Raw genomic sequence first — 16,610 nt, 5'->3', positions numbered from 1 at the left:
GCGTGCTGGGGTGTGTGCGGGTGGGCGGGGCTGGGGGCGCGGCCGGGTGTGGCGAAGGGGACGCCGGGCGGCGTCGCCGGGGGGAGTGGGTGAGCGTAGCCCCGGGGACGGTCGGGCGGGCGGTCTTGGGGGCCGGCACGGCCGTCGCCACGCGTGACGCGTCCGGGCGGGGCCTGAGCGCGCTGGCTCCGCAGCTATCGGAGGTGTGGGGCGGCCCGGCGGGGGCGGTGGGTCGTCCCGCGGTCAGCCGCGGATGGCGGCGACCACGTTCTCGACGGTCAGCCCGACCTCGGCCTGTACGTCCGCGGCGTCACCGGAAGCGCCGAACCGGTCCACCGTGACCAATCCGGCACCGCGCCCCACCACCTCGGCCCAACCGAAGGACGACGCTGCCTCCACGACCACGGCGCGGGCTCCCGGAGGGAGGAGGGTGTCGCGCTCGGCGGCCGGACGTGCCAGGAACCACTCCCGGCACGGCATCGAGACCACACGCACGGCGACCTCGTCGGCGATCGAGCGGGCCGCCTCGACCGCGAGTGCCACCTCGCTGCCCGTCGCGACGACGACCACCGCAGGCTCGGCATCCGGCTCGAGGACAGCATAAGCGCCCGCCCTGACGCCGGACTCCACCACGGCATCGTCGACATCGAGCACCGGCACACCCTGCCGCGCCAGCACCAGGCCCAGCGGCCTCGTCCGGCGCTCGGCCGCCAGACGCCACGCCACGGCCGTCTCCTTGGCATCGGCCGGACGCACGACATCGAGCCCCGGAATCGCACGCAAGGAGGCGAGGTGCTCGATGGGCTGATGGGTCGGCCCATCGGCTCCGAGCGCCACCGAGTCATGGGTCCAGACATAGGTCACCGGCAGGCCCATCAGCGCCGCGAGACGGATCGCGCCGCGCATGTAATCGCTGAAGACCAGGAAGGTGCCCACATAGGGCAGCGATCCACCAGCGAGCGCGATGCCATTGGCGATCGCCGCCATCGCGTGCTCGCGGACGCCGAAGTGCACGATACGGCCGTCGCGGCTCTCGGGCAGGAAGGACGCCTCACCGGGAATCGAGGTCTTGTTGCTGTCGCCGAGATCCGCCGAGCCGCCCCACAGCTGGGGTAGCTGCGGAGCCAGCGCGCTCAGGCACCGCCCGGACGCGTCACGCGTGGCGACGGCCGTGCCGGCCTCGAAGACCGGCAGCTCGACCGTCCCCGGGGCTCCGATCACCGCGTCCCACCGGCGAGCGCGCTCGGGTTCACGTTCGCGCCAGCGAGCATCGAGCTCGTCCCAGGCGCGATGCAGCCGCGCTCCCTCCTCACGCCGGTCAGCCCGCGCACGGACCTCATCACTCACCACGAAGGCGGCATCCGGGTCGAGCCCGAGGGCGACCTTGGTCGCCGCGGCCTCATCGCCGCCGAGCGGGGACCCGTGGGCACCCGGGGTGTTGACGGCATTCGGCGCCGGCCAGGCGATCTGCGACCGCAACACGATGAGCGAGGGGCGCGCCGTCTCATCACGCGCCGCGGTCATGGCCGCGTCCAGCGCGACGACATCGATATCGCCGTCCTTGGCGAGGCCGACCTGCTGGACGTGCCAGCCCTGGGCCTCGAAGCGCGCCGCGACATCCTCACCGGTGGTCAGCGAGGTCTCACCCTCGATCTGGATACGGTTGTCGTCGAAGACGACGTTGAGCGCGCCCAGCTCATGGCGACCGGCGAGCGCGCCGGCCTCATAGGAGATGCCCTCCTGCAGGTCACCGTCGCTGCACAGCACCCAGACGGCGCGATCGAACGGAGACTCCCCCGTCGGCGCCTCGGGATCGAAGAGCGCCCGTTGCCGCGCGAAGCCCATGGCCATGCCCACAGAGGAGGCCAGCCCCTGTCCGAGCGGTCCGGTGGTCATCTCCACACCCACGGTGTGCCCGTACTCGGGGTGCCCGGCGGTCCGGCTGCCGATCCGACGGAAGCTCCGCAGGTCTTCGAGGGTCAGGTCGTAGCCGCTCAGGTAGAGCTGCACGTACTGCAGGATGCTCGCGTGCCCGCACGACAGCACGAAGCGGTCTCGCCCGGCCCAGTCCGGATCGGATGGATCGTGACGCAGATGCCGGCCGTACAGCAGCTGGGCCACAGGCGTGAGCGCCAGCGCGGTGCCCGGGTGGCCGGAGCCGGCCCGTTCGACCGCGTCGATGCTGAGCGCTCGGGCCGTCGTGACGACCTCGGCATCGAGCAGCGGCAAGGTCGTGGACGTGATGGTCATCGAGCAGTTCCTCCAAGGGATGGGGTGGACAGCCACGCGTCGATCCGCGCGGCGACGGCGTCAGGCGTCAGACCGAAGGACTCACGCATCTCATCGCCGGTGGCGGACATGCCGAACACATCGGGGGTGCCGATGCGCTCGACGCGAGCACCCTGGGGACCGACGACGCCGGAGACGGCGTCCCCGAGACCGCCGATGACGCTGTGGTTCTCGACGGTGACGACAAGATCGCAGCCGGACGCCGCCGCACGGATCCCCTCGGCGTCGAGCGGCTTGAGGGACGGGAGGTGGACGACGCGCGTGCCGATCCCCCGTTCGTCCAGGATGTCGGCGGCGTCACGACCTAGTGATGCGGTCGACCCCTCCGTCACGATCAGCGCACGACCGCCGTGGTCGGCGATCACCGCGTGCCCGCCCGGGACGAACTCCTCGTCGGCGGTGTACAGCTGGGCGACGGGATGGCGGCCCACCCGGATGTAGACCGGGTGCTCACTCTGACGCACCGCCCAGGCGATCGCGCTCGCGGTCTGGGCCGAGTCGGCCGGAGTCAGGACGACAAGCTCGGGGACCGCGCGGGCGAGCGCGAGGTCCTCCAGGCACTGGTGGGTGCCGCCATCGGGGCCCATGTCCACGCCGGGGTGCGTGCCGATCACGACCACGGGTGCGCCGGCATAGGCCGCTTGTCGCAGCTGGGTCCAGGGCAGCGCGAGCGCGAACATCGCCATCGAGACGAATACCGGGCGCACGCCCGTATAGGACAGTCCGGTGGCCACCCCCATCGCGTTCTGCTCGGCGACGCCCAGCTGCACGAGCCGTTCTGGATGGGCGTCTTCGACGGGACCCAAACGGGTCGACAGGCCGAGATCGCCGTCCAAGACGACGACGTCCTCGCCCGCGTCGATGAGCCCGACGAGAGTCGAGCCGATCATCTCGCGTGGAGCACGCAGGTCTCCGTATACATCGGTCTTCGCCGGCATGATCCCTACCCCTCGCCGATCTCGTCGAGTGCCCGGCGCAGTTCGTCCTCGTCGAGGCCGCGCGAGTGCCATTCGCGGACGTTCTCCATGAAGGAGACGCCGTGTCCCTTGACCGTGCGCGCGATGACGGCGCCCGGTCGCGGATCCGCGCGCACCTCGTCGAGCGCCGATCCGAAGGCGACCGGATCGTGTCCGTCGGCCTCGACCGTCGCCCAGCCGAAGCTCTCGAGCTTCGCGACCAACGGTTCCAGCCCCATGATCCGGCCGACCGGGCCGTGCTGCGTGAGGCCATTGGCGTCGACCACGACGGTCAGATCGCCGATGCCGTGATGTGCCGCGGCCATGAGCGCCTCCCAGGACTGGCCCTCGTGCAGGTCGCCTTCGCCGGCCACAGCCCAGACGTGGCGCCCCGAGTCGCGCCGGAGCTCGCCCATGGCGATGCCGAGCGCGACCGAGAGTCCCTGACCGAGGTGCCCGGTCGAGACCTGGACACCCGGGGTCTTGCGACGGTCCGGATGACCCTGCAGACGCGAGCCCAGATGACGATAGGTGGCGAGCTCGGGCTCCTCCAGATCGCCCAGCTCGACGAGCATGGCGTAGAGCGCCGGCACGGCATGGCCCTTGGCGAGCACCAGCCAATCGCGGAGGTCGGGATCGCCGGTGAAGCGGCCCTTGTCGAGCATGATGACGGCCAGCAGGTCGATGACCGAGAGCGAGCCCCCGGGGTGCCCGGCCTGCGCGTCGTGGATCATCCGCAGGATGCGACCTCGCAGAGCGGGCAGCCTCGCCGAGGCGTCGCTGGTCAGCACCGTCACTGTGCGGCTCCCTCGGAGGCCACCGCGCGACGCGACTTCTCGCGACGATCGATGCCGAAGACGACCGCCGCGATTGCGGCGACGGCCGCGAAAGTGATCGCGATGCCGACGCCGGTACCCAGCTGCAGGACCTGGTAGAGCGGCCAACCCACCGCGGTGAAGTCGGTCTCGGGGAAGGACGAGCCCTCCAGGCCCACGCTGTCCATGATCGGGTAGATCAGCTGCGGGCCGAGCGAGATGAGCACGCCGACGATCGCCGAGCCCGCGACGGCACCCTTCCAGCCGCCGGTGGCATTGCCGAAGACCGCCGCCGTGCCGCCGATGAAGAAGTACGGGATGGCGACGGGGATGATGACGGTCCAGCCCAGGCCGATGTAGAGGCCCATCATCACCAGTCCGGCCGCGTACGACGTGAGGAAGCCGACGATGACGGCGGTCGGGGCGTAGGGGAACACCGCCGGGCAGTCCAGCGCGGGACGCACGCCGGGGACGACCTTCTCGGAGATGCCGAGGAAGGCCGGGACGATCTCGCCGAGGAACATCCGCACGCCGGTGATGATGATGTAGACGGCCGCCGCGAAGGTCAGGGCCTGGATGAGGGGGAAGACGAGCCAGTTGGTGCCGCCGGCCAGCTCATCGGTGACGCCCTTGCCGGCCGCGACGGTCGCGATGTAGAAGAACACGATCATCGTCAGCGCGATCGAGGCCACGTAGTCGCGGAAGAAGCCGAGGCTCTTGGGGAGCTTGATGTTCTCGGTGCTCTTGGCCGGGTCTCCGACCTTGCCGCCGAGCCAGGAGCTGAAGGCATAGCCGATCGTGACGTAGTGGCCGATGCCGATGTCGTCGGTACCGGTCACCTTGGGCATCGCATTGCGACAGAGCCAGGGGAAGAAGGCCGCGAAGAAGCCGAGCAGCAGGCCACCCACGACGACCGTGACGAGATCCGATGCCCCCGAGGCGGACAGCACGATCGCCAGGATCGCGGAGAAGAAGAGATTGTGCTGGCCCGTGAGGAACACGTACTTCATCGGGGTGAGCCGTGCGACCAGCAGGTTGGCCAGCAGGCCGATCACCATGATGATCGCGGTCTGCGTGCCGAAGCTGGTCAGCGCGAGGGCGGTGACGCCCTCGGAGATCGGCAGCACGCCGTCGATGCCGAAGCCCTCGGAGAAGAGGGTCTGGAAGTTGCCGAGCGTGGCCACCGCGGCCGCCGCCCCGACACCGAAGATCAAGAACCCGACGATGGTCTTGACCGTGCCTGCGAAGACGTCGGGGAACGCCTTCTTCTGCAACACCAGGCCGACCAGCGCGAACAGGCCGACCAGGAACGCCGCGTCACCGAGGATATCGGTGACGATCACCTTGAGGATGTCCATCCTTCTGCCTTTCTACGACTCCCGAAGCGGTGGGAGTGCTCAGTCCTCGCCGTCGCTCTTGGACGCGAGGTACTCCTCGAGGGCGGAGGCGATCTCGGCCTTGTCGAGGATGTTCTTGATGCCGATGACGGTCGCCGGCACGTTGGTGAGGGTGGGGGCCAGGTCGAGGCCGGCCACGATGACATCGGCACCGGAGGAGCGCGCTCCCGAGGCGAGGTCCGAGCTGACGTCGAAGGGGAGCTTCTGCGCGCCGACCACCTGGTCGACCATCATCTTGAGGATCATCGAACTCCCCATGCCCGTGCCGCAGACGACCAGCAGTTTCTCGTTCATGTCAGTTCTCCTCGGTGAGGTGGGCGATGACGGCCCGCAGGTCGTCGACGGTGGTGGCGGCCGCGATGCGGTCGACCGCATCGCGATGTGTGAAGGTGGATCCGATCGCGGAGAGCAGATCCAGGTGGCCGGTCGCGTCGACCGCCGTGAGGCCGAGGGCGACTCGGACGGGATCATTGGTCGAATGGCCGAACTCGATCGGGGACTCGGGGGTCACCAGGACGAGTCCGGGACCGCGGGCCCCCTCCTCGGGGCGTGCGTGCAGGAGTGCCAGGCCGGGGGCGATGACCAGATAGGGCCCGTTCTGCTCGACATTGCGAATCATCGCGTCGGTATACGCCGGCTCAGCGGCTCCCGCACCGGTCAGCAGTCCGCCGACGATCTCGGTGAGCTCGTGCCAGTCCTTCGCGGGGGCTCCCAAGACGATGCCCTGCTCCGGGATGAGATCGAGCAGCCCGGTCGGCTTCGTTCCCTCGTTCCGCTCGGTCATGACAGCTCCTTGCCGCTCTGGGAGACCACTTCGAACTCCACCTGGTTGACATCCGGACGAAGACGCGAGAAACCGAACAGCAGCGGATCGCCGCTCGGATCGAAGACGGTCGACTCGACGACCAAGAGCGGCGAATCGGCAGGCACATCGAGCTGCTCGGCCTCGTCGGCATCGGCCTGGCCGATCGAGACGGAGAGCCGGGCCCGTGCGAGCTCGACGCCGAGATCGCGCCGCAGGAACTCATAGAGCGAACCCGTGTTGAAGTCGTGATCGGCGACCGCGGAGAACCGCTCGGCCGGCAAGAAGGTGTGCACGATGTGGTTGGGGGCGCCGTCGACCGTGCGCAACCGCACGAGCTCGACGAGGGAGGATGCGGGAGGCAGGTCCAGCAGGTCGGCGATACGGGGCGGGGCGGCGATGACGCGCTGGGTCAGCACCTCGCTGCCGACCGCGTGCCCCCGCTCGGCCATCTCGCTGTAGAAGCCGCCGATGCGGTGGTTGAAGCTCTCGCTGTAACGGTGCGGGTGCATCGGCTGGGAGACGAAGGTTCCGCGTCCTTGCTCGCGTACCAGCAGGTCCTGGTCGACCAGGCCGTCGATCGCCTTGCGCAGCGTGATGCGGCTGGCACCGTACTCCTCGCACAGGACATGCTCAGGGGGCAGCGGATCACCGACGCTCATCGTCTCGATACGCCGGCGCAAGTGGTCCCGGATCTCCAGGTACTTGATGGCCAATGTAATACCAATCTAAGACATCATAACGACATGACCTCTGGAGGGTAGCACCCGCGTGTCCCCGGTCACAAGAGCGGGTCTCTCGGGCGGTGGCTGATGGCGCGCCGCGATCGAGGGCGCGTGAGCGGTGAGCTATCCCGCGCTACCGCCCGAGAACTACGGGATAACCCGCCGCCCAACGCGCGGATGCGGGATAACCCGCCGCCACGCCTCGTTGACGCGCCGAGGGTCAGTGGGCGAGGCGGATGACGGTGACCCGGCAGCTGGGGTCCTCGCCGTTCGGCGGGATCTCCGCGATCTCGAAGGTGGCGGACTCGTCCGGCTGTACCTGTTCGAGCAGAGTGGACTTCGCATTGCCCGCATCGCCGTCGGCGACCAGCACGGTCACCTGATAGGTCTCCGAGGTCTCCTCGCGGTTCGCGATCACCCCGGTCGCCGTCCACTGGCCTTCGTCATCGGCCTGGCAGGTGAAGCTGGTGAGAGCACCCATGTCGGGCTCGCCCTCGGCGAGCCCGGACTCGCTCTCCTGCGGCTCCGGCTCGCTCGGCTGGGGCGCGGGATCGCCTCCGCAGCCGGCCAGCATCAGCACCGCCATCGCCCCGGCTGCCATCACCCTCATGCATCGCACCTCCCTATCCCATCACGAGCACCCGGCCGCATCGTTCACGCCATGCGCATCGTCACCCGAGCGGTGAGACAGCGTCCCTTTCAGCTCCCCTGGCGGTGAGCCAGCGTCCACATCGGCCCGGCGATGGACGCCTACGCACCGTCCCGAGACCGGACGATAGACTGGAACATGAGGCTTCCCTCAGCTAAGGAGTGGCATGACGATCGAACGTATGGGTGTGATCGGCGGCGGACTGATGGGTTCGGGCATCGCCGAGGTCAACGCGCGAGCAGGACTCGACGTCGTGCTCGTCGAGATCTCCGGCGAGGCGGCTCATGCCGCCCGCGGACGGATCGAGGGCTCGCTGCGCAAGGCCGAGCAGCGCGGCAAGATCACCGCCGATGACCTCACCGCGGCCCTCGAACGCATCCACCCCACCTCCGATCTGGGTGCCCTCGCGGATCGTCAGCTCGTCGTCGAGGCCGCCAGCGAGAACGAGCAGGTCAAGCTCGACCTCTTCACCAAGGTCGGCGCGATCCTCGACGACGACGAGGCGATCCTCGCGTCCAACACCTCGTCCATCCCGATCGTCAAGCTCGGCGCCGTCTCCGGTCGCGCCGGGCACGTGATGGGTGTGCACTTCTTCAACCCTGCGCCGGTCATGAAGCTCGTCGAGCTGATCCCCTCGCTCACCACGTCTCCCGAGACGCTGGACCGGATGCGGTCCTATGTCACCGAGAGCCTGGGCAAGCGCCCGATCGACGCGACCGACCGTGCGGGCTTCATCGTCAACTCGCTCCTCGTGCCCTATCTGCTCTCGGCGATCCGCATGTACGAGGCGGGCTATGCCTCGGCGGAGGACATCGACCAGGGCATGGTGCTCGGCTGCGGGCACCCGATGGGACCGCTCGCGCTGAGCGATCTCATCGGCCTCGACACGATCCAGGCGATCGGCGAGTCGATGTACGAGGAGTTCAAGGAGCCTCTCTACTCCCCGCCGCCGCTGCTCGATCGCATGGTCGACGCGGGCCTGCTGGGCAAGAAGTCGGGACACGGCTTCTACCCCTACAGCTCGTGACAGCGACCGGCCCGGCGGACCTCGCCCGGCCGGTCCGCACACCGCCCCCGATGCTGTCCCTCACCGAGCTCTGCAGCGGCGCCATCCAGGTGGATCAGCGACCACCACCGGACCCAGGATGTTCGGCCAGCACCGAACTCTCCGGACGTCCGATCGCCGTGCCCCATGAACGACCGCTCGGCCGAACCCGCACAGCCGCCTGAAGCCGCCGGCGCAGGCAACGGACGACCAGCCCCAGCGACCGACGGAGACGTGGGAAAGCGGACGTGTCGATACTGAGCACAGCCATCGTGGCGTTCCGGGATCGAGCACGTGATCAGCGACGGGGCCCGGGACGATCCCGCCTTCGGATGTGGGGCTATCGGCGAAGTGCTTCAATGCAGTGAGACCCGTCACGACTCGCCGCCGCCCTGGAGGAACACCCATGAAGGTCCCGTTCAGCATCCGCGACTTCCTCGATCGCGCGTATACGGTCTATCCGGATCGGGTCGCGATCGTCGACGAGCCGAATCAGACGGCCCCCTCCTGGGGCGAGCTGACGTATCGCGATGTCATGAGGCTCGCCCGCTCGCAGGCCGCGACCCTCGACGAGCTCGGCATCGAACGCGGTGCGCGAGTGGCCTGTGTGTCCCACAATGCGGCCCGGCTGCTGGTGTCCTTCTTCGGCGTCTCGGGCTGGGGTCGGATCTTCGTACCGGTCAACTTCCGGCTGGCGCCGGCCGAGGTCGAGTACATCGTCGAGCACAGCGGCGCGGAGGTCGTCCTCCTCGACCCCGATCTCGCTCACCTCGCCGATGCCGTCGACGCGCCCCATGTGTTCATCCTCGGCGAGGACGACGAGAAGATCTGGTCGAGCACCGCCGAGCCCGAGCCCTGGGAGGCCGATGAGGACGCGACGGCCACCATCAACTACACCTCGGGCACTACCGCCCGGCCCAAGGGCGTCCAGCAGACCCACCGCGCACTGTGGGTCAACGCGACGGTCTTCGGCTGGCAGGCGTCCGTGAACGATCGCGATGTCTACCTGCACACCCTCCCCATGTTCCACTGCAACGGCTGGGGACAGGTCTACGCGGTCACCGGCATGGGCGGCCAGCACATCGTGCTCCGGCAGATCGACGGCACCGAAATCCTGCGCCGCATCGAGGAGCACCAGGTGACCTTCCTGTGCTGCGCCCCGGCCGTGTTGTCCGCGACCCTCGACGCGCTGAAGGACTGGGACGGGCCCACCGGCCGCGGCCGGGTGCGCTGCGTGGTCGCCGGGGCTCCGCCGCCGACCAGCACGATCGAGCGGGTGCGCGAGGAGCTCGGCTGGGAGTTCATCCAGATCTACGGGCTCACCGAGACCGCTCCCCTGCTCACGATGAGTCGGATGCGCGCCGAGTGGGAGGCCGAGGAACCCGTGGAGCAGGCGCGCCTCCTCGGCCGCGCTGGAGCACCCGCGCTGTCTACGCAGATCATGGTCAACGACTCCGGTGAGATCCTCGCCCGCTCCAATACCGTCTTGGAGGGCTATTGGGAGAACCCCGAGGCCAGCGCGGAGTCCCTCGCGGAGGGTTGGTTCCACACCGGCGACGGCGGCACCTATGAGGACGGCTACGTCACGATCCTGGACCGCAAGAAGGATGTCATCGTCTCCGGCGGCGAGAATGTCTCGTCGATCGAGGTCGAGGACGCTCTCGCCTCCCATCCGGCGGTCCGCGAGGTGGCGGTCATCGGTATCCCCGATGACAGGTGGGGCGAGCTGGTCACCGCCCTCGTGGTGGTCGAGGGCGAGGTCACCGATGACGAACTGAAGGCCCACGCGCGCGAGCGACTCGCCGGCTACAAGGTGCCCAAGCGCGTCGAGTTCCGCGAGGAGCTCGCCCGCACGGCGACGGGCAAGCTACAGAAGTTCAAGCTGCGCCAGGAGTTCTGGTCCGGCCGCGAACGCGCGATCAACTGACCTGGTGCGCTGCCGGCGATGAGCACCGACGGAGTCCGCGAGCTGATCGAACAGGCGGCGACCGAGCAGACGCTGCCGGGAGCGGTCTGGGTGACGATCCGGGAGGGTCGGGCGTCCGTGGATTCGCTCGGCTACGGGCCCGACAGCGTGTTCCGCATCGCCTCGCTCACCAAGCCGCTCGTGGCGATGCTGGCACTGTGCCTGGCCGAGCGGGACGTGCTCACGCTGGACGACCGGATCGAGCGGTGGCTGCCCGAGCTGTCCGGGCGAAGGGTGTTGCGCGCCCTGGGCTCCGAGCTGGACGACACGGTGCCCGCCCGCCGCGCCATCACGGTCCACGACCTGCTGGCGATGGGGATGGGCTTCGGCTGGCACCCGGCCTTCGACGGCAGTCAACCGCTCCAACGCGCGATCACCGATCAGGGTCTCGGCCCAGGTGCCTTCGCCCCGGCGATGACACCCGAGGAGTGGCTCGAGCAGGTCGGAGCACTGCCCATGATCCACCAGCCCGGCGAGGGGTGGCTCTACGACTCGTCCCACATGGCACTCGGCATCCTGCTGGAACGTGCCGGTGGTGCCGACCTCGACGCCCTGCTCGCCGAGCACGTCACGGGGCCGCTGAACATGAGCGAGACGACCTACACCCTGGACGAGGGTCAGCTGCCACGGCTCCCGGCGCTCCTCACCGGCGATCCGCCCGCGATCGAGCGGCCTGCGGGCGATGCGGACGCGAGCAGCGTTCCCGCGATCCGCGGCGGGGCGACCGGCCTGTTCTCGACCGCGACCGATCTGACCCGGCTCGCCCGCGCCTTCCTCGGTGAGGACACCGGCCTGCCCGCCGGGGTGATCGACGCGATGCGCCAGGACCACCGCGCGCCGGGTCAGCGGGCGATGAGCGAGCTCTTCCTCGAACCGGGCACCGGATGGGGCTACGGCGTGAGCGTCGACGTGCGGCCCCGATACGGATCGGCCGACCGCTTCGGCTGGTCCGGCGGCACGGGCACGACCCTGTTCGCCGATCCGCGCCGTCGCACAGCGGGCATCCTGCTCACCCAGGTGGGCTTCGACGCCGAGTTCATGTCGCCACTCCTCAAGCGCTTCTGGCAGCTCACCGCCTGAGCCGCTCGCCCCCGCGCTGGCCCGGTCTCGTCGTTCGCGTCCAGAACGGGACGGAGGATGTGACTTCGCGGCTGCCCCGACAACCCTCGAGGCACATCCTTCGTCCGCTACGGATCGACGATGTGACTCGAGGGTCGTCATGGCCACCGGGGAATCACATCTTCCGTCGCTCGCCTGCGTCGGCTCGCGCCCCGCTGATTTCAGCTCAGCCCCACGGCCGCAGAGAGTGCCTCCATTTGCGCCTCGAACAGGGCCGAGGGCGCCGCGAAGGTGTCGGTGCCGTATTGGCCGAAGACCTCGAAGCTCACAGCGCCGAAGATGCCCGTCCACGCGACCGTCGCCGCCACGAGCTGAGAGTCGTCCAGCGGTGAGCCGTACTCCTCGCGGATGCGCGCGAGATCAGCGCGCAGCTCCGGGGCGATGTCGAGAGCGGTCGACACGAGCTGCCCAGCGCGAGCCGCCTCATCGAAGATCCGCAGCAACGCGACGATCACGCGGGTGCCCGGCCCCGTGGTGCGATCGCCCGGCGCCCGATACCCCGGGACGGGCGTGCCGAAGACGAGCGCATAGCGCGACGGCTCCGCGACGGCCCACGTCCGCACCGCCCGCGCCGCCGCGAGGAATCTCCCCCGAGGGTCCTCACCGGCCGCGGCGACGGCAGCCTCGACCGCGTCCCCCAGCTCGTCGTAAGCGTCGACGATCAGGAGCGTGAGCAGCTCGTCGCGGCTGGTGACATAGCGGTAGACCGCGGATGACACGACCCCGAGATCGCGGGCGATCGCCCGCAGGGAGAGCGCGGCCGGGCCGACCGCCGCGAGGTGCTCGCGACCGATGCGGACGATATCTCGCATCGTCTGATCGCGGGCCCGCTGCCGTGGTGTGCTCATGACCCCATCGTAGGGCACCAGACATTTTTGTGAGCACTGCTCTTGTTTTCACCTCGCCCATCGTCCATGATCAAGACAGAGAGCACTGCTCACAGTTTGGAGACCATGATGACCACCCACCTCGTCGTCGGCGCCGGCCCCATCGGCTCGACCCTCGCCCTGTATCTGGCCGGACGCGGCGATCATGTCCGCCTGCTCACCCGCTCGGGATCGGGCCCCGATCATCCCGGCATCGAAAGACGGGCGGGAGATGCGAGCGACACAGCCGAACTGCGGTCCGCGCTCGACGGCGCGGCCGCCGTCCACTGGTGCCTGCACGCCTCGCGCTATCGCGCGGACACGTGGAGGGCTGAGTTGCCCAGCCTGGAAGCCGGCGTGCTCCGCGCGGCGTCCTTCGTCGGTATCCCGGTGATCTTCGCCGAGAGTCTCTACGCGCTCGACGCCGGAGAGCAACCGTTCACCTCGGCCTCGCCGATCGCCCCCGGCTCAGCCAAGGGCGAGGTGCGCGTCGATCTGTTGCGCGCCCGCCGCCAGGCGCCGGTCAGGACAGTCAGCATCGCCGCCTCGGACTACTTCGGACCCTTCGCCCGGGCGAACGCGCACGCCGGGGAGCGGATGATCATGCCGATCCTGCGCGGCCGGACTGTACGGCCCCTCGGATCCGCCGACCAGCCGCACTCCTTCACCTACCTGCCCGATCTCGCGGCAGCGATGGCGCAGGCGGCGGACATCCCCACGCTCGACGGGTTGGTCATGGCGCCCACCGCTCCCCCGGTCACGCAGCGCGAGCTGGTCGAGGAGTACGCCCGAGCCGCCGGCGTCCCCGTGCCTGCGATCCGGCCGCTGCCCTCGCGGCTCCTACGGTGGGCGGGGCGTGTCCACCGCGACAGCGCCGAGCTCGCCGAGATGCTGCATCAGTGGGAACGGCCCTATGTCATGGACAGCCGTGCCGACGAGAACCGACTGGGAGTCGCACCGACGCCGCCGGAGGAGGCCGCAACCGCGACCATCGCCTGGTGGCGCGAGACCGTGACCCGCGCCTGAGCGCCCCACCTCGAGACGGTGGCGGTAGACCGACGTGCGACTCAGCCCGTGTTGCGGAGCCCTCCGGCGATGCCGTTGATGGTCTGCAGGAGGGCCAGCCGCATGTCGTCATCGAGGGAGTCCGGGTCCTGGCGGACCCGCGCGAGCAGCCCGACCTGTGCGAAGGAGATCGGCTGCAGATAGGCGTCCCGCACGTCGAGCGTGCGCCGCAGCCCGGGCTGGTTCTCCAGCAGCGATCCCTCCCCGGTCACGCGCAGCACCTCCGCCAGAGTGATCTCGTGCTCGGCGCGTACCCGGTCGAAGACGTGGCGCAGGTTGTCGGGCACCAGGGTCTCGACGTAGCGCTGCGCGACCCGCAGGTCGGTCTTGGTCAGGGTCATCTCGACATTGGAGATGAAGGTGCGGAAGAACTGCCACTCGCGGTACATCTCGTCGAGCACATCGCCGTGGCCGGCCTCACGCGCCGCACGCAAACCGCTGCCGACGCCGAACCACCCGGGCACGATCTGGCGGGTCTGCGTCCAGCCGAAGACCCAGGGGATCGCGCGGAGGCCGGAGATGTCACCGCCGGAGTCCGGTCGGCGGGCCGGGCGCGAGCCGATGTTCAGCTCACCGAGCTGGTCGACCGGTGTGGCGGCCAGGAAGTAGTCGAACAGGCCGGGGTCTTCGACGAGACCGCGGTAGGCGGCGTAGGCGGCGTCGCTGACCCGGGTCATGACCTCGTCCCAGGATTCGAGCTGGTCCTGCCGGTGCCGCGACTCCAGGTGCAGGGTCGACGCTTCGAGCACGGCGGCGAGCGAGAGCTCGAGGTTCTCGTGGGCGAGCTTGGGCAGCGCGTACTTGTCGCTGATGACCTCGCCCTGCTCGGTGAACTTGATATCCCCGGTGAGCACGCCCCAGGGCTGCGCGAGGATAGCGTCGTAGGTCGGCCCTCCCCCGCGGCCGACCGTGCCGCCACGGCCGTGGAAGAGCCGGAGCCGGACACCGTGCTTCTGGGCGACATCGCGAAGGCTGCGCTGGGCCCGGTGGAGTTCCCACTGCGAGGTGGTGACACCGCCCTCCTTGTTGGAGTCGGAGTACCCGAGCATGACCTCCTGGACATCCCCGCGCAGGCGCACGATCTCGCGGTACGCCTCGTCGCTGAGCAGGTCGTCGAGCACATCACCGGCCCTGCGGATCTCCTCGATGGTCTCCAGCAGCGGCACGAAGTCCAGCCGCGAGAACGGCTCGACACCCGGTCCGCCGACGAGATCGACGAGTCCGGCCTGGCGCGCGAGCACCGCCGGCGCGAGCACATCGTCGGCGCCGCGCGCCATCGAGACGATGTACGACTCCACGACCTCCTCGCCGAATGTCGTCTTGAGATCCCGGACGGTATCGAAGACGCCGAAGGTCCGTGTCCCCCACTCGTCCAGCGCCGGCGGCGTCGGGCTGAGGGGGCGCCGGGCGAGCAGCTCGGTGGACAGCAGGGCCGTCCGCTCCCCGCGATCGAAGTCCTCGTAATCCCGTTCGTGCTCACCCAGCCGGTCGACCATCAGGCCGATCGCATGGTGGTGGGCATCCGCGTGCTCACGGATGTCGAGCGTGGCCAGATGCAGGCCGACCAGCGAGATCTGACGGATCGCATCGGCGAGCATCCGATCGGCGATGCGTTCGCCGCCGTGGGCGCGCAGCGAACGGTCGACGATGAAGAGGTCGTCGAGCAGTTCGTCGCGGTTCGCGTAGTCCCAGCCAGGGCGATGGTGCTGCGCCTGCGCGATGCGCGAAGCGGTGTTCTGCATCTTGAGCCGCATGCACGAGAGCTTCAGGCGGTACGGTTCGGCCGCGTTGACCACCAGGAGCCGCGGGTCCAGATCGGGCAGATGCTCACGGTCGGCCTCCAGCGACTCCAGCAGCTCGTCGCTGACGCCGGCGAGCTCGTCGGACGGGGAGAGCTCGCGGATCAATAGGTCGAGCTGCTCGATGACGATGCGCGAGGCGATCCGGTGGTGGAGGTCGAGCACTTCACGGGTCACCTGCGGTGTGACATTCGGGTTGCCGTCGCGGTCGCCCCCGATCCAGGAGCCGAAGCTGAACGGGGCGCGCGTAGGTGCGAGCTCGACCCCGTGCTCACGCAGCATGTCGTCGAGCTCGCGGCTGAGTGCGGGCATCGCCTCGTCGAGGATCTGTTGCAGGTAGAACACCATGTGCCGGGCCTCGTCGAGCGGTGTCGGGCGGGTCCGGCGTACGGCATCGGTCTGCCAGACGAGGTCGATGAGCTGCGCGAGGTCGGCGTCCTGGCGGCGACGCTTGCGGCTCCCGGCATCGGAGGGATCGGACAGGATGTCGGCGATGCGGCGTAGCTTGGTGAGCACCGTGCGGCGGCTCACCTCGGTCGGGTGGGCGGTGAAGACCGTGCGCGCGTGCAAGCGGTCGACACCGTCGCGGAGCCCTTCGGCACCTTGTTCCTCGACGATATCGGCGACCGTGCGCGCCAGCCAGCCGTCGTCCTCGGGGCGGGAGGCGAAACCACGGACTCGGGCGACCTGCTCGGCCACATTGGCGAGGCTGAAGTAGACGCTGAACGCTCGGACGAGCTTGCCGAGGGTCTCCGAGGGCAGGCCGGACAGCAGCTCGCGGATCGCCTGTGCCGAGGTGTCACGTTCGGTTTCGTCCTCACTCTCCTCCACCACCTTGGCCTGGGCGCGCACCTGCTCGACCAGGTCGAAGAGCTCGTCGCCCTCCAGGCGCTTGAGGGTCTCACCGAGCAGGTCGACCACCCGGCGGACGTCATGGCGCATCGTGTCGTCGATGGAACTGGCGATCGCGTCGAACTCGCTGGCCGTCATGTCACCGAGCCTAGAGCGCCCCTCGTCATCGCGTCACGACGGACCGCAGCCGCCCGGGCGGTGAGTAGGCGTCTGTTCTCGACTGCGGGCGGTGCGTCAGCGTCCCTCCGTCACCTGGAACGGACGC

General features: G+C 69.3%; 14 protein-coding genes. 4 read left to right on the top strand and 10 right to left on the bottom strand.

Annotated features, from left to right (window positions below; translation table 11 throughout):
* Positions 1–243 precede the first annotated feature (243 nt).
* The 8 genes from BHE97_RS16355 to BHE97_RS16320 all read right to left on the bottom strand — a co-directional run bounded on the left by BHE97_RS16355 (position 244) and on the right by BHE97_RS16320 (position 7,594).
* Positions 244–2,250 carry a transketolase family protein gene (locus tag BHE97_RS16355; protein ID WP_087625093.1) on the bottom strand — a complete coding sequence of 669 codons (2,007 nt, stop codon included), beginning with the start codon at positions 2,248–2,250 and terminating at the stop codon, positions 244–246.
* The gene (locus BHE97_RS16350) at positions 2,247–3,227 is read right to left on the bottom strand and encodes a transketolase C-terminal domain-containing protein (protein ID WP_170931467.1); all 981 of its coding nucleotides are present in this window, start codon (positions 3,225–3,227) and stop codon (positions 2,247–2,249) included. Before BHE97_RS16350 ends, BHE97_RS16355 begins: the two co-directional genes overlap by 4 nt.
* A 5-nt stretch (positions 3,228–3,232) precedes the next feature.
* Positions 3,233–4,042, bottom strand: coding sequence for a transketolase (locus BHE97_RS16345; RefSeq protein ID WP_201791491.1), 810 nt, complete (start codon positions 4,040–4,042; stop codon positions 3,233–3,235).
* Entirely contained in the window at positions 4,039–5,418 is a 1,380-nt protein-coding gene (locus BHE97_RS16340) for a PTS ascorbate transporter subunit IIC (RefSeq protein WP_087625091.1), read from the bottom strand. The genes BHE97_RS16345 and BHE97_RS16340 overlap by 4 nt, the downstream gene beginning before the upstream one ends.
* Positions 5,419–5,457: 39 nt before the next feature.
* The gene (locus tag BHE97_RS16335; protein ID WP_170931466.1) at positions 5,458–5,751 is read right to left on the bottom strand and encodes a PTS sugar transporter subunit IIB; all 294 of its coding nucleotides are present in this window, start codon (positions 5,749–5,751) and stop codon (positions 5,458–5,460) included.
* A gap of 1 nt (position 5,752) precedes the next feature.
* Positions 5,753–6,241: a PTS sugar transporter subunit IIA gene (locus BHE97_RS16330; RefSeq protein WP_087625089.1), complete on the bottom strand. Its 489-nt coding sequence runs from the start codon at positions 6,239–6,241 to the stop codon at positions 5,753–5,755.
* Positions 6,238–6,975, bottom strand: a complete 738-nt coding sequence (locus BHE97_RS16325) for a GntR family transcriptional regulator (RefSeq protein ID WP_201791490.1) — start codon at positions 6,973–6,975, stop codon at positions 6,238–6,240. Before BHE97_RS16325 ends, BHE97_RS16330 begins: the two co-directional genes overlap by 4 nt.
* A gap of 229 nt (positions 6,976–7,204) precedes the next feature.
* Positions 7,205–7,594, bottom strand: coding sequence for a hypothetical protein (locus BHE97_RS16320; protein WP_140400206.1), 390 nt, complete (start codon positions 7,592–7,594; stop codon positions 7,205–7,207).
* Between the two features lie 205 nt (positions 7,595–7,799).
* On the opposite strand from BHE97_RS16320, the gene BHE97_RS16315 reads away from it, so the two are divergent.
* From BHE97_RS16315 to BHE97_RS16305, 3 genes are all read left to right on the top strand, one after another.
* Complete coding sequence (locus BHE97_RS16315) at positions 7,800–8,660, top strand: 3-hydroxybutyryl-CoA dehydrogenase (RefSeq protein ID WP_087625087.1); 861 nt, start codon at positions 7,800–7,802, stop codon at positions 8,658–8,660.
* A 424-nt stretch (positions 8,661–9,084) separates the two neighbouring features.
* On the top strand, positions 9,085–10,605 hold the full coding sequence (locus BHE97_RS16310) for an AMP-binding protein (protein ID WP_087625086.1): 1,521 nt from the start codon (positions 9,085–9,087) through the stop codon (positions 10,603–10,605).
* Positions 10,606–10,623: 18 nt separating this feature from the next.
* On the top strand, positions 10,624–11,724 hold the full coding sequence (locus tag BHE97_RS16305) for a serine hydrolase domain-containing protein (protein ID WP_087625085.1): 1,101 nt from the start codon (positions 10,624–10,626) through the stop codon (positions 11,722–11,724).
* A gap of 200 nt (positions 11,725–11,924) precedes the next feature.
* On the opposite strand, the gene BHE97_RS16300 is transcribed toward BHE97_RS16305, so the two are convergent.
* Complete coding sequence (locus tag BHE97_RS16300) at positions 11,925–12,611, bottom strand: TetR/AcrR family transcriptional regulator (RefSeq protein WP_087625084.1); 687 nt, start codon at positions 12,609–12,611, stop codon at positions 11,925–11,927.
* 108 nt (positions 12,612–12,719) lie between these two features.
* On the opposite strand from BHE97_RS16300, the gene BHE97_RS16295 reads away from it, so the two are divergent.
* A complete protein-coding gene (locus BHE97_RS16295; RefSeq protein ID WP_201791495.1) occupies positions 12,720–13,655 on the top strand; it encodes an NAD-dependent epimerase/dehydratase family protein in 936 nt (311 codons plus the stop codon).
* A gap of 41 nt (positions 13,656–13,696) precedes the next feature.
* Here BHE97_RS16295 and ppc read toward each other — a convergent pair whose 3' ends face one another.
* Positions 13,697–16,483 carry a phosphoenolpyruvate carboxylase gene (ppc, locus tag BHE97_RS16290; protein WP_087625082.1) on the bottom strand — a complete coding sequence of 929 codons (2,787 nt, stop codon included), beginning with the start codon at positions 16,481–16,483 and terminating at the stop codon, positions 13,697–13,699.
* Between the last annotated feature and the right edge of the window lie 127 nt (positions 16,484–16,610).

Origin of the sequence: Aeromicrobium sp. PE09-221 (assembly GCF_002174305.1) — a bacterium.
Lineage (GTDB): Bacteria > Actinomycetota > Actinomycetes > Propionibacteriales > Nocardioidaceae > Aeromicrobium.
The sequence above is the reverse complement of the archived record's forward strand: the minus strand, read 5'-3'. Positions and strand labels throughout refer to the sequence as shown.